The organism is Derxia lacustris, from assembly GCF_002105195.1.
In the GTDB taxonomy this organism is placed as follows: domain Bacteria; phylum Pseudomonadota; class Gammaproteobacteria; order Burkholderiales; family Burkholderiaceae_E; genus Derxia; species Derxia lacustris.
In genome coordinates this window covers 1-11,685 of the sequence record NZ_MUHU01000007.1, presented here as the reverse complement: position 1 = coordinate 11,685, position 11,685 = coordinate 1, and the positions used below count along the sequence as shown (strand labels likewise).

At 72.3% G+C, this 11,685-nt stretch carries 14 protein-coding genes; 5 read left to right on the top strand and 9 right to left on the bottom strand.

Annotation, left to right across the window (positions count from 1 at the left end; translation table 11 throughout):
* Positions 1-46: 46 nt before the first annotated feature.
* From B9P64_RS30740 to B9P64_RS30720, 5 genes are all read right to left on the bottom strand, one after another.
* Positions 47-325, bottom strand: coding sequence for a pentapeptide MXKDX repeat protein (locus tag B9P64_RS30740; RefSeq protein ID WP_085315354.1), 279 nt, complete (start codon positions 323-325; stop codon positions 47-49).
* An 89-nt stretch (positions 326-414) separates the two neighbouring features.
* On the bottom strand, positions 415-1,224 hold the full coding sequence (locus B9P64_RS30735) for a molybdopterin-dependent oxidoreductase (RefSeq protein ID WP_139826170.1): 810 nt from the start codon (positions 1,222-1,224) through the stop codon (positions 415-417).
* Between the two features lie 25 nt (positions 1,225-1,249).
* Entirely contained in the window at positions 1,250-1,870 is a 621-nt protein-coding gene (locus B9P64_RS30730) for a cytochrome b/b6 domain-containing protein (protein ID WP_085315352.1), read from the bottom strand.
* Between the two features lie 11 nt (positions 1,871-1,881).
* Entirely contained in the window at positions 1,882-2,673 is a 792-nt protein-coding gene (locus B9P64_RS30725) for a DUF1223 domain-containing protein (RefSeq protein WP_085315351.1), read from the bottom strand.
* A gap of 106 nt (positions 2,674-2,779) precedes the next feature.
* Positions 2,780-3,328, bottom strand: a complete 549-nt coding sequence (locus B9P64_RS30720; RefSeq protein WP_085315350.1) for a carboxymuconolactone decarboxylase family protein — start codon at positions 3,326-3,328, stop codon at positions 2,780-2,782.
* A 122-nt stretch (positions 3,329-3,450) separates the two neighbouring features.
* Between B9P64_RS30720 and B9P64_RS30715 the strand changes: the two genes are divergently transcribed.
* Positions 3,451-4,371: a LysR family transcriptional regulator gene (locus B9P64_RS30715; protein WP_085315349.1), complete on the top strand. Its 921-nt coding sequence runs from the start codon at positions 3,451-3,453 to the stop codon at positions 4,369-4,371.
* 9 nt (positions 4,372-4,380) lie between these two features.
* Here the strand turns inward: B9P64_RS30715 and B9P64_RS30710 are convergent, their stop codons facing one another.
* The 4 genes from B9P64_RS30710 to B9P64_RS30695 are packed head-to-tail and all read right to left on the bottom strand — an operon-like array spanning position 4,381 to position 8,039.
* Positions 4,381-5,880, bottom strand: coding sequence for a sensor histidine kinase (locus B9P64_RS30710; RefSeq protein WP_085315348.1), 1,500 nt, complete (start codon positions 5,878-5,880; stop codon positions 4,381-4,383).
* Positions 5,877-6,596, bottom strand: a complete 720-nt coding sequence (locus tag B9P64_RS30705) for a response regulator transcription factor (protein ID WP_085315347.1) — start codon at positions 6,594-6,596, stop codon at positions 5,877-5,879. The genes B9P64_RS30710 and B9P64_RS30705 overlap by 4 nt, the downstream gene beginning before the upstream one ends.
* A complete protein-coding gene (locus B9P64_RS30700) occupies positions 6,593-7,225 on the bottom strand; it encodes a TIGR04282 family arsenosugar biosynthesis glycosyltransferase (protein WP_085315346.1) in 633 nt (210 codons plus the stop codon). The genes B9P64_RS30705 and B9P64_RS30700 overlap by 4 nt, the downstream gene beginning before the upstream one ends.
* A gap of 25 nt (positions 7,226-7,250) precedes the next feature.
* Positions 7,251-8,039: a TIGR04283 family arsenosugar biosynthesis glycosyltransferase gene (locus B9P64_RS30695; RefSeq protein WP_085315345.1), complete on the bottom strand. Its 789-nt coding sequence runs from the start codon at positions 8,037-8,039 to the stop codon at positions 7,251-7,253.
* A 210-nt stretch (positions 8,040-8,249) separates the two neighbouring features.
* On the opposite strand from B9P64_RS30695, the gene B9P64_RS30690 reads away from it, so the two are divergent.
* The 4 genes from B9P64_RS30690 to B9P64_RS30675 all read left to right on the top strand — a co-directional run.
* Complete coding sequence (locus B9P64_RS30690; protein ID WP_085315344.1) at positions 8,250-9,059, top strand: glycosyltransferase family 2 protein; 810 nt, start codon at positions 8,250-8,252, stop codon at positions 9,057-9,059.
* Positions 9,060-9,096: 37 nt separating this feature from the next.
* Positions 9,097-9,396, top strand: a complete 300-nt coding sequence (locus tag B9P64_RS30685) for a hypothetical protein (protein WP_085315343.1) — start codon at positions 9,097-9,099, stop codon at positions 9,394-9,396.
* Between the two features lie 17 nt (positions 9,397-9,413).
* Entirely contained in the window at positions 9,414-10,262 is an 849-nt protein-coding gene (locus B9P64_RS30680; RefSeq protein WP_085315342.1) for a transporter, read from the top strand.
* Between the two features lie 13 nt (positions 10,263-10,275).
* Positions 10,276-11,685: hypothetical protein (locus tag B9P64_RS30675; RefSeq protein ID WP_085315341.1), on the top strand; the 1,410-nt coding region annotated here is incomplete at its 3' end.

The window sequence follows — 11,685 nt, the reverse complement described above, 5'->3', positions numbered from 1 at the left end:
GCCACGCACAGGCCCGCTGCCGCCGGAGCCGACGGAGCCGCCGCGATCACTTCTTCATTTCGTCCTTGGCCATGCCGTCCTTGCCCATGGCGTCCTTCTTCATGCCGTCCTTGGCCATGCCGTCCTTGCCCATCGCGTCCTTCGACATGCCGTCCTTGGCCATGCCGTCCTTCTTCATCTCGTCCTTCTTCATTTCATCCTTCTTCATGCCGTCCTTGCTCATGGCGTCGTGGCTCATGGCGTCCTTCTTCATGTCGTCGGCATGGGCAACACCGAACGAGAACGAGCAGGCGGCGGCGATCAGGGCGATGGCGATGCGGTTCATGTAAAGCTCCTTGAAGATGCAGTGAAATTGCCGGAATCGGCTGGCCGGGATCGGCCGGTGTGATGGCGGTACTGGCGGGCGCTGCCCGCTCAGCTCCCGCCAAACCAGTTGTAGCCCTGGTCTTCCCAGTAACCGCCGGGATAGGCGTCGGTCACGGTCAGGGCCACGATGTGCTTCGGATTCTTGTAGCCAAGCTTGGTCGGCACGCGCAGCTTGAGCGGCGCGCCATTGCGGCGCGGCAGCGGCGCGCCGTCCTGGTCGAGCACCAGCAGCGTCTGCGGATGCAGCGCCGTCGGCATGTCGAGGCTGGTGTGATAGCCGTCGGCGCAGCGGAAATCGACATACTTCGCGCCCAGGTCGGCGCCCACGCGGCGCAGGAAAGTGCCGAGCGGCACGCCGCCCCAGTTGCCGATCGCGCTCCAGCCTTCCACGCAGATGTGGCGCGTGGTGTGGGCGGTCTGCGGCAGCTGGCGCAGCGCGGCCAGGTTCCAGCGGCCCCGGTCGCCGACCTTGCCGCCCACTTCCAGCCGCCAGTCGTCGGCGGCCACATCGGGCGCGGCTTCCTCGCCGTAGAAGGCGTTGAACGGAAACGGCCGCACGATCATCGAGTCGGGATAGGTCGGCGCGAGCCGGTCGGGGCCGAACAGCGCGGCCTGGGCGCGGTCGTTGAAGCGCGACACTTTCATCAGCGCCGATTCGACGCTGGCCTCGTCGACCAGCTGGCAGCCGCTGAGCAGCGACAGGCCGCCGAGCGAAAGGCTGCCGCGCAGCAGATTGCGGCGGGCGTTGTCGGGCAGTGCCGATTCATTGCGGCGCAGGCTGCGCAGGCCATCGGCGAGCACGTCTGTGAGGGCGGCGCGCAGGCTGCGCGGCATTCGGGGTTCGGGGCGGCTGGACATGGTCGGGGCTCGATGAAGTCAGGGATCAGCGGCCGAGCGTCATGGCGCGCAGGCTGCGCGGCACGAGGGCGACCATCACCAGGTGGATGGCGACGAAACCCACCAGCCCGGCCATTGCAAGAAAGTGGATGCGCCGCGCCAGCTCGTAGCCGCCGAGCAGTTCGCGCAGCAGCGGGAACTGCACCGACTTCCACAGCACCAGGCCCGAGAGCACCAGCAGCAGCAGGTCGAGCGCCACCGCCACATAGGCCGCGCGCTGCACGCCGTTGTAGTGCGCGAGGTCGTCATGACTCAGCTTGCCGCGCACGAAGGCGAACAGATCGCCGAGCACCGCGCGCGGCGACAGCGGCCAGAAGCGTTCGCGCCAGCGCCCGGTGACCGCATTGCCCGCGATCCACAGCAGGCCGTTGAGCACCAGCAGCCACATCGCGGCGAAGTGCCACTGGATCGCGCCGCCGAGCCAGCCGCCGAGCGTGATGGCGCGCGGAATCTCGAAGTCGAAGAAGGGCGAGGCGTCGTAGATGCGCCAGCCGCTCATGGCGAGCGGCACGACCGCGACGACATTGAGCCAGTGGGTCGCGCGCACCCAGGCCGGTTGCAGCGTGCGGCGCGCGGGCCGAATGGCCTCGGTGGCGCTGGCGTTCATGGCAGCGTCCTTCACGAGCGCAGGCACTGGCCAGTGGTGGCGGCCTGGAGCACCTGGCCGTTGGCGGCGTCCTCGACGAAACCCACCAGTGCCAGACCGTCGCGGTTCCACTCCGCCGGCAGCTTGATGCGCTGGCTGAGCGCGGCCTTGCCGTCGGCAAAGTCGATCGGGCCGATCAGGCTGCGCACCACATGGTCGTGATGCAGCGTCGCGCCGCCGTTCTCGCCGCGCGCCACCTTGGAAGTGAGGCCGCTTTCGGTCACGGCAACGTACAGCGCCGGATGCGTGCCCGCCGTCGTGGCAGCGCTTGCATCGACGTTCAGCGCGCCGTCGGCCGCAAGCCGCGCATCGAGCCTGACGCTGGCGCGCGCCGGCGTGGCGTTGATCTGCCGCACCTGATCGCGCAGCTTCTCGCGCCAGTCGCGCAGCTCGCCGCCACTGACAAAGAAATGCGGCGTCCAGACCGTGCGCTGATGCAGCACGCCGACGCGCCAGCTTTGCCGCGCGCCAAAGGCGGCCTGCGCGAACGGGTCCTTCCAGCCGATCGAATCCCAGTAGTCCACATGCAGCGCGATCGGGATGGCGGCGGCGCCGGGCGCGAGTGCCGCGTCGAGCTTGCCGAGCGCGCGGTCGGCCGGCGGGCAGCTTGAGCAGCCTTCCGACGTGTACAGCTCGACCAGCGCGGTCGTGGTCGCGCCGCTGTTTGCCACGCAGGCAGCGTTGGCGGCAAAGGGCGCGGCAATCGTCGCAAGGCCGGCAATGGCCAGCGCGGCACTGCGGTGCAGAAGGGAAACGGCATTCATCGACAGGCTCCGAACGTGTTGCACATGTGGCTTGGTCGTCCGGCCGGCGCGCTTCTTACACAGCGTGCAAAAGATTTTTTTGCGCCGGCCGGACGACCGCTTGTCATCAGCCCCGGGCCGCGCCGGCGCGCACCAACGGGAAGTCGATCGGCGTCTGCGCGAGCAGGTTCAGGTAGTTGGTGAACAGGTTCAGCGCGACCGCGCCGACCACTTCCACCAGCTCGGCATCGCCAAGGCCGGCGGCGCGCGCGGCGGCGATCTGCTCGTCGCTCGCATGGCCGCGCGCATGGACCAGCGTGGTGGCCAGGCGCAGCAGCGCATCGAGCCGGCCGTCGGCCGACTTGCCTTCGCGCGCCAGCGCGATCTCGGCATCGACCAGCCCGGCCTTGTTGCCGAGGTAGCTGTGCGCCGACAGGCAGTAGTCGCAGCCGTTGGCTTCGGCCACCGCCAGCGCGATGGCTTCGCGCTCGCGCAGCTTGAGCGCACCGTGGCCGAGCGCGGCGTTGAATTGCAGCAACCCTTGCAGCGCGCCCGGCGCCTGGGCCGCGACGCGGAACAGGTTGGGCACGGTGCCGAAGGCGTTGTTGACGGCGTCGAGCAGGTCGGCGGTGGTACCGGTGGCGGTGGCGGGATCGAGGGGGACGATGCGGCTCATGGTCTTGCTCCTTGGTTGAAACCCGGCGTTCTGCGGGTGGAGCGAACCTTGAAGCCTTGCGCCAATCGAGAGAATCCATTCATCCTGCAAGCTGTTCTTGCGCAAAATGGATGTAATGAATCATGGACCGACTCGATGCAATGGCGCTGTTCGTGGCGGTGGTCGATGAAGGCAGCCTGGCGCGCGGCGGGCGCCGGCTCGGCAAGTCGCCGGCGGCGGTGAGCCGGGCGCTCGGTTTTCTGGAGGCGCGGCTGGGCGCGCCGCTGCTGGTGCGCACCACGCGCTCGCTCCGGCTCACCGAGCGTGGCGAGGCCTATCTGGGCACCTGTCGCGCGGTGCTGGAGCAGATCGAGGAGGCCGAGCTTGGCGCCGCCGGCGACCGCGCCGCGCCGCGCGGCCTGCTTACCGTGACCGCGCCGCGCATGTTCGGCCGGCTCAAGGTGCGGCCGCAGGTCGATGCCTTTCTCGACCGGCATGCGGCGGTGCAGGTGCGGCTGCTGCTGCTCGACCGCGTGGTGAATGTGATCGACGAAGGCATCGATCTGGCGGTGCGCATCGGCCATCTGCCCGATTCGAGTCTGGTCGCGCTCAAGGTCGGCGAGGTGAGCCGCATCGTCTGCGCCAGCCCGGCGTATCTGGCGCGGGTGCGGCCGCCGCGCGAGCCGGCCGATCTGGCGGCGCTGGCCTGCATCGCGTTCACGCAGATCACGCCGAGCGAGGTGTGGAGCTTTGGCCCTGGCAGCGCCGACGGGCGCGCCGAGCGGCTGCGGCAGGTGCGGGTGCAGCCGCGGCTGACGGTCAACAGCGCCGATGCGGCACTGGCCTCGGCGCTGGAGGGCAAGGGGCTGACCTGCGTGCTGTCGTATCAGGCCGAGGCCATGCTGGCCGATGGCCGGCTGCAACGCGTGCTGACCGACTGGGAGCCGGCGCCGCTGCCGGTGCATGTGGTGTTCACGCGCACCCGGCTGGCCACCGCCAAGACGCGCGGGCTGGTCGATTTTCTGGTGCCGGCGCTGCGGGCCGAGCTGGGCTACCGCGCCTGAACCCGGCCGCTAGCAGCCGCGCGCCGCAAGCGGAAACCGGAACACCGCGCCGCCACCGCCGCCGCTCACCAGCCGGATCTCGCTGCCGTGCAGCTCCAGGATGCGCCGCACGATGATGAGCCCGAGCCCGCCGCTCGCATTGCTCGATGCCGGGCGCGGCTGGCCGGCAAACGCCGCGCGCGTGAACAGGCCCGGCCGCAGCGCCGCCGGAATGCCCGGCCCGCTGTCGCTGATCTGCACCATCACCTGACCGCCGGCCAGCCACAGCTGCACCTCGATGTCGCCGCCCTCGGGCGTGTGGCGAATCGCGTTGTCGAGCAGATTGGTCAGCACCCGCTCGATCAGCCCGAGATCGGCCGTGACCACCGGCAGGCCGGGCGCGATGTCGGCGCGCAGCCGCTGGCGCCGCGCCTGCGCCGCCAGCTCGAACTTCTGCAGCACGTCATGCACCAGCTCGGCGAGCGAGAAGTCCTCGGTCTCGGGCTTGACCACGCCGTACTCCAGCCGCGCCAGCTCGAACAGCTCCTGCGCCAGCCGGCCGACCTTGCGGCTCTGCGCCAGCGCCACCTCCAGATAGCGCCGGCGCTCGGCCTCGCCGAGCGAGTCGGACTTGATGAGCAGGGTTTCCAGAAAGCCGTGCAGCGAGGTCAGCGGCGTGCGCAGGTCGTGCGAGATGTTGGCCACGAGTTCGCGCCGCTGCTCGTCCTGGGCCGCGAGGGCGCGCCATTGCTCGCCGATGCGGCCGGCCATCTGGGCGAAGGCCTGGCGCAGCAGCGCGATCTCGTCGCCGCTGCCGGCCGGCAAGGCACCGTCGAAACTGGCCGCGTCGGCCCGGCCGTCGGCGGCAAAGCCGCGCACCGCCGCCGTCAGCCGGTCGAGCGGCCGGGTGACGCTGCGCACCGCCACCAGCCCGACCGTCAGCACCAGCGCCAGCACCAGGCCGACCGCCAGCAGCGTCAGCGCCAGCAGATGGTCGGGCCGGCCGCGCGCCGCGAGCGCATCGTGGTCCTCGCCGATCAGCACCACATACACATAGCCGGCGTCGTGACCGTCGATGCGCAGCGGCGCGGCGCTGAACACCTTGCGCGCCTCGGCGCTGCGCGGATCGTCGCCGACGATGGGCAGCGGCCGGCCGGCCAGAAAGGCCCGCACCGGCGCCAGGTCCACGCGCGCGCGGCGCAGATGGCCGGGCGGCGCGGCATCGCCGACGATGCGGCCGTCGGGCGCCAGCAGATAGACCTCGACGCTCGGGTTCACGTCCATGAGCTTGCCGAACAGCGCCTGCACCGCGCGCGGATCGAGATCGCCGTGCGCCATCAGCGCGCCGTTGCCGGCGATGTGCGCCGCCAGCCCGGCCGACAGCCTTTGCACCAGCTCCTGCTCGCGCTGCTCGCCGAGCCGCAGCTGCACCGCCAGCGTGCCGCCGACGCCGGCCAGCAGCAGCAGCGTGAACACCGCGCACAGCCGCTGCCCGAGCGTGAGCCGGCCGAGCCAGGCGCGCGGCCTCATGCGTCGGCGCCGGCGGCCGGCGCCAGCTTGTAGCCGCGCCCCCACACAGTGAGGATGCGGCGCGGCATGGCCGGGTCGGGCTCGATCTTGCTGCGCAGCCGGTTGATGTGGGTGTTGACCGTGTGCTCGTAGCCGTCGTAGCGGTTGCCCCAGACCTCGTCGAGCAGGTCGTTGCGCGAGAACACCTCGCCCGGATGGCGCGCGAAGAACAGCAGCAGGTCGAATTCGCGCGGCGTGAGTTCGAGCGCGCGGCCGTCGGCGCTGGCTTCGCGCGCGACCGCGTCCACGCTCAGGCCGCCAAGCCGGATCGGGCCGTCGGCGGCGCGCGCCGGCTGGGCCAGCGCATCGCCCCGGCGCAGCAGCGCGCGCAGCCGCGCCACCAGCTCCAGCACCGAGAACGGCTTGGCCAGATAGTCGTCGGCGCCCAGCTCCAGGCCGAGGATGCGGTGCACCTCGCTCGACCTGGCGCTGGTGATGACGATCGGCGTGTAGCGCGGCTGGGCGCGGGCCCGCCGGCACAGCTCCAGCCCGTCGATGCCGGGCAGCATCAGGTCGAGGATGAGCGCGTCCCAGCTCGCCTCGGCGAGCAGGCGGGCGCCGCTGTCGCCGTCGGCGGCATGGGTCACGGCATAGCCGGCATCGCCCAGATGCAGGCGCAGCAGTTCGGCGATGTGGGCGTCGTCCTCGACCACGAGGATGCGGCGGGCGGCGGTCATGGCGCCAGCTCCGCGCGCTGCGCCTCGGGCCAGTGCGGCGGCAGCGCCGCCAGGTCGGCCGGCTCGTCGATGTCGGTCAGCGCGGGCAGGCAGCGCAGCCGCCAGCCGAGCGCGGCCACGCGCGCGCGGGTGGCCGCGGCCACGCCGTCGGTGCTCCAGGCGATGCCGTCGAACAGACTGGGGTGGAAGCGCGCCAGACCGAGCGCCACATAGCCGCCGTCGCGCGCCGGCACCATCGTCGCGTCGGCGTCCAGGCAGCTGGCGGCCACCAGCATGAGCCGGCGCGCGTCGAGCGCCGGACAGTCGGCGCCGATGAGGATGGGCGTCTCGCCGGCGGCGACGGAACGCGCGGCGGCGCGCGCGAGACGCTGGCCCAGATCGCCCGCGCCCTGGTCGCTGCGCGTCACGCCCGGCGGCAGCGCGATGCCGGCCCAGACCGCGTCGTCGGGCGGCGTGGCGCACAGTTCGACCGGCCCGATGTCGGCCTCGACCGCCTCGCGCAGGGCATGGTCCAGCAGGCGCCGCGCCAGCATGGCGGCACCGTCGGCGCCGAGCGCCGGAATCAGTCGGGTCTTGGCCAGGCCGGGCAGCGGCGCCTTGGCGAACAGCAGGATGCGGGCCGGCTTCATGGCCGGCCTCCGGAATGCGGCAGTGTCATCGGTAGGCCCTTGCCAGTCGTTCGGGCGACACGCCAAGCCAGTAGGCCAGGCGCAGCCGCCACATGAGGAAAACGGTGCGCCACGGACCGCGCGCCTCCCAGCGCCGGCCCGACGTGATCACGCGCGCGCGCAGGCAGGCCGGCGCCGACCGGCGCCGCAACCGGCGCGACAGCTCCACGTCCTCCATCAGCGGCTGGTCCGGAAAACCGCCGAGCGCCATGAAGACCGAGCGCCGCATGAACATGGCCTGATCGCCGGTCGCGATGCCGGTCAGCCGCGAGCGCCGGTTCATCAGCGCCGCCACCACGGGCAGCAGCGCCGGCCGGCCCTCGATGCGCACATCGAAGCGTCCCCACTCATGGCGCCCGTCGGCCAGCGCCGCCAGTACCAGCGCATCGGCATCGGCCGGCAGCCGGGTGTCGGCATGCAGGAACAGCAGCGTCCGGCCACGGGCGACCCGGACGCCGGCATTCATCTGCGCAGCCCGGCCCGAAGCCGCCTCGACGACGGTCACGCCGGCCGCGCGCGCGATCGCCACCGAGCCGTCGCGGCTGCCGCCGTCCACCACCACCAGCTCGCAGCCGCGCGCGGCGAAGTCGCGCAACTGCGCCAGCAGGCCGGGCAGCGCCGTGGCTTCGTCGAGCACCGGCACCACGATGGAAAGCGCCGGCTCGCCGGGATCGGCGGTGGCGGCAGGGACGCGGGCCGGCCCGGGCGCGCAGGCGCTGGCACTGGCGCAGGCGGGCCGGCAAATCGGCCGGGACAGGGATTGGGCGGGTCGCATGAGGCTTGGTCGCGCCGGCCGGCACGGTTCTTACAGCGCCGGCAAAAGAAATTTCGCCCCGGGCCTCGCGCCGCCGCGCCGTGAATCTTTCGTGAGGATTCGGCCCGACGAAGCCGCTCTACTGGCGCCGCGCTGAACGATCGCTCCAAAACCCGTCGGCCAGCGCGTCCCGGCCGAAGGCCGGCCCCGCGATCTCCGCCAGTCGAGCCCATGAAGACCCACGCCGCCCGTCCCGCCCCGCCCTGCCGCGTCAGCGCCATCGTGCCGGCGCGCAACGAGGAAGCCTGCATCGGCGCCGTCGTGACCGGCCTGCTGGCCTGCGTCGCCGCCGACGGCGGGCCGCTCATCGACGAAGTGGTGGTGGCCGACAACGGCTCGACCGATGCCACCGCCGCCGTCGCGCTGGCGGCCGGCGCCCGCGTGCTGACGGTGCCGCGTCCCGGCTATGGCGAAGCCTGCTGGCATGCGGTGCAGGCCAGCCGTGGCGAGGTGCTGATCTTCGTCGATGGCGACGGCGCCGCCGATCCGGCCGACGCGCGCTGGCTGCTCGGCGCCATCGACGCCGGCGCCGAGCTGGCGGTGGGCCTGCGCCTCACGCCCGACCCCGGCGCGCTGACCGCCGCCCAGCGCTGGGGCAATGCCCTGGCCTGCTGGCTGATGCGGCTGATCTGGCAGGTGCCGGCGGCCGATCTGGGCCCCTATCGCGCGCTGCGCCGAACCGCCTTCGACCGCCTCGACATGCGCGACCGCGCCTACGGCTGGACCGTGGAGATGCAGGTGCGCGCGCACCGCCTCGGCCTGTGCACGGTGCAGCTGCCGGTGGCCTGGCGCGCCCGCGCCGGCGGCGTTTCCAAGATCAGCGGAAGCCTGCGCGGCGTCGTCGGCGCGGGCTGCGGAATCCTCGGAATGATCGGCCGGCTCTGGCTGCGCGAACTCGCGCGCCGGCCCGGCTCGCTCGCCCATCGCCTCGCCCTCCGCCTTGCCCAGGCCCGCGCGCTCGCCCCGAACGCGCGGCGCTGATTCGCCCACCCACGACCACAACCCAAGGAGAGTCCGCTTGAACCTCAAACCGCTTGCCCATCTATCGATCGCGCTCGCGCTCGGCCTCGGCGCCGTGGCGGCGCGCGCCTCCGGCTCCGATGCCGGCGGCGGCGCGGAAACCGGCGACGCCCAGGCCTACAACCTCGGCAAGAGCGTCTATGCCAGCAAGGTCGCCTGCGCCAGCTGCCCGCTGCCGGGCAAGTCGCTCGACGAAGCCACCGCGCGCGAACTGCTCGCCGGCAAGCACCTGCCGACGCTGGCCGACGACGAAGCCAATGCGCTCGGCGTCTACCTCAAGCGCCGCTTCAAGCTGTGAACGCGAGGACCGAGACCATGCATGCACGCAAAGCCCTCGCCCTGCTGCTCGCCGTCGCGCCGCTCGCGGCCTTCGCCGAAGGCGATTCACCCTGGCTGCCGATTCCGGGCAGCGCCGCCCTCACCGCCAGCCATACCGAGCAGAGCGGCAACAAGGGCTGGATCGGCGACCAGAAGCTCAGCATCAGCGACATCACCGGCGGCGCCGCCACGCGCTATCGCCGCTCGACCAGCGCGCTGCGGCTCGACTACGGCATCAGCGATGCCTTCGCGCTCGACGTCGCCGTGGCCTATGCGGCGGTCAAGTCGGGCAATGCCGACAACAGCTACGGCCTGGCCGACAGCGTGATCGGCGTGAGCTGGCGCGCGCTCGACGAGCTGGAGCGGCCGGCGCTGCCGACCCTGACCCTGCGGCTGGCCGGCATCGTCAAGGGCGACTACGACGCCGGCCGCTTTGCCGGCATCGGCAACGGCGCGAGCGGTGTCGAGGTCGACGCGATCGTCGGCAAGCAGTTCACGTCGAAGTGGTCGGGCTCGGCCGAACTCGGCTTCCAGCACCGCGACAGCCACATCCCCAACGCCGCCTTCATCGACATCGGCACGCGCTACCGCTTCGCGCCGAAGTGGAGCGCCAGCCTCGGCTACAGCGCCAAGCGCTACAGCGGCGAGCTCGACATCGGCGGCCCGGGCTTCACGCTGGCGCGCTTCCCCGAGGTACGCGAGGAACGCCAGATCGCCAAGATCGGCGTGGGCTATGCCTTTGCCGGCAATCAGGGCGTGGCACTGAGCGTGGGCACCGTCACCGGCGGTCGCAACACGGTGCAGGACCAGGCCATCGCCAATCTGGCCTACACCTTCGCGTTCTGACGCCGCGCCGGCCATGCACGCCCGCCCGCTTCCACCTGCCCACGCGGCCGGCCTTGCGCTGCTCGGCGCGACCCAGGTCGCGCTGCTGCTCGCGGGCGGCACCGTGTTCGGCGCGGCGGATGGCGCGCGGGCCCTGGCCGGCGTGCTCGGCGCCGCCGGCGTCGGCATCGGCACGCTGGCCTGGCTGGCCTGCGACTCACGCTTCGGACGGCTCACGCCGGGCTTCGTGCTCGGCCTTGCACTGCTGCTGCGGCTGGCCGCCAGCGCCGCCACGCCGCTGCTCGAAGACGACCATTTCCGCTACCTGTGGGATGGCATGCGCACCGCCACCCATTTCGATCCCTACCGGCATGCGCCGTCGGACTTCTTCGGCGCCACGCAGCTCGATGCGCGCTGGCAGGACATCCTCGGCGGCATCAACAACCCCGACCTGCCGACCCTGTACGGGCCGGTGCTGCAAGCGCTGTTCGCACTCGCCCACCTGATCGCGCCGGGCCGCATCGGCGCGCTCCAGGGCCTGCTGGCGGCGCTCGACATGGCAGTGCTGTGCGTACTGGCCGCGCAGCGCGTGGCGCCGCGCTGGCTGGCGGCCTATGCGCTGCATCCGCTGCTGCTGAAGGAAGCCATCGCCACCGCCCATCCGGACGGCGTGGTCGGCCTGTTCCTGCTGCTCGCGCTGCTGGCCTGGCACCGCGCCCGGCCGGGTCTGGCCGGTGCCCTGCTGGGGCTGGCGGCCGCGACCAAGCTGTCGGCACTGGCCGCGCTGGCGCTGTTCTGCCTGCCGCCGGCAGGCCGCCGCGCGGCCCTGCCGGGGCCGCACCGGCCTGCCGCAGCCACGCTGCGCTGGGTCGGCTGGATCGGCTTCGGCAGCGCCGCTGCGCTGGCCGGCTGCTACCTGCCCTTCCTGCTCGCCGGCGCCGGCAGCGATGCCACCTCGCTCGCCGTGTTCGCGCGCGAATGGCGCTTCAACCCGCTGCTGTTCCGCAGCGTCGACCTGGTCTGTTCGCCAGCGGTCGCACGGGCCCTGGCCGGCGCGCTGATCGCCTTCGCCATCGCCTGGATCGGCTTGCGCTGGCGCGCCGTGGCGGCGCGCTGGCCGCGCTCGCTGCCGCCGGCCGATGCCGCCGTGGTGGCACTGCTGGTCTTCGCGCCGGTGGTGAACCCCTGGTACTGGCTGTGGGCGCTGGCGCCGGCGGTGCTGCGCGCCAGCCCGGCAGTGCCGGCCGTCGCGGCCGTCGCCGGCCTGTCCTATCTCAACAGCACGGTGCTGGCCGAAGCCGGCTGGCAGCACGGCGGCGGCACGCCCTTCGCGGTGGCCTGGCCGCTGACGCTCATGCAATTGCTCGTGCTGGTCGGCGCCATCGCCGCCGACCGGCGCCGTCGCCCGGAGCCCGCCGCCCCGGCCTTCCTGCCGTTCCCGCCC

What these genes read in the sequence shown, in the direction of transcription:
- B9P64_RS30740 (WP_085315354.1), bottom strand. Translation starts at nt 325, where the DNA reads ATGAACCGCATCGCCATCGCCCTGATCGCCGCCGCCTGCTCGTTCTCG.
- B9P64_RS30735 (WP_139826170.1), bottom strand. Translation starts at nt 1,224, where the DNA reads ATGTCCAGCCGCCCCGAACCCCGAATGCCGCGCAGCCTGCGCGCCGCC.
- B9P64_RS30730 (WP_085315352.1), bottom strand. Translation starts at nt 1,870, where the DNA reads ATGAACGCCAGCGCCACCGAGGCCATTCGGCCCGCGCGCCGCACGCTG.
- B9P64_RS30725 (WP_085315351.1), bottom strand. Translation starts at nt 2,673, where the DNA reads ATGAATGCCGTTTCCCTTCTGCACCGCAGTGCCGCGCTGGCCATTGCC.
- B9P64_RS30720 (WP_085315350.1), bottom strand. Translation starts at nt 3,328, where the DNA reads ATGAGCCGCATCGTCCCCCTCGATCCCGCCACCGCCACCGGTACCACC.
- B9P64_RS30715 (WP_085315349.1), top strand. Translation starts at nt 3,451, where the DNA reads ATGGACCGACTCGATGCAATGGCGCTGTTCGTGGCGGTGGTCGATGAA.
- B9P64_RS30710 (WP_085315348.1), bottom strand. Translation starts at nt 5,880, where the DNA reads ATGAGGCCGCGCGCCTGGCTCGGCCGGCTCACGCTCGGGCAGCGGCTG.
- B9P64_RS30705 (WP_085315347.1), bottom strand. Translation starts at nt 6,596, where the DNA reads ATGACCGCCGCCCGCCGCATCCTCGTGGTCGAGGACGACGCCCACATC.
- B9P64_RS30700 (WP_085315346.1), bottom strand. Translation starts at nt 7,225, where the DNA reads ATGAAGCCGGCCCGCATCCTGCTGTTCGCCAAGGCGCCGCTGCCCGGC.
- B9P64_RS30695 (WP_085315345.1), bottom strand. Translation starts at nt 8,039, where the DNA reads ATGCGACCCGCCCAATCCCTGTCCCGGCCGATTTGCCGGCCCGCCTGC.
- B9P64_RS30690 (WP_085315344.1), top strand. Translation starts at nt 8,250, where the DNA reads ATGAAGACCCACGCCGCCCGTCCCGCCCCGCCCTGCCGCGTCAGCGCC.
- B9P64_RS30680 (WP_085315342.1), top strand. Translation starts at nt 9,414, where the DNA reads ATGCATGCACGCAAAGCCCTCGCCCTGCTGCTCGCCGTCGCGCCGCTC.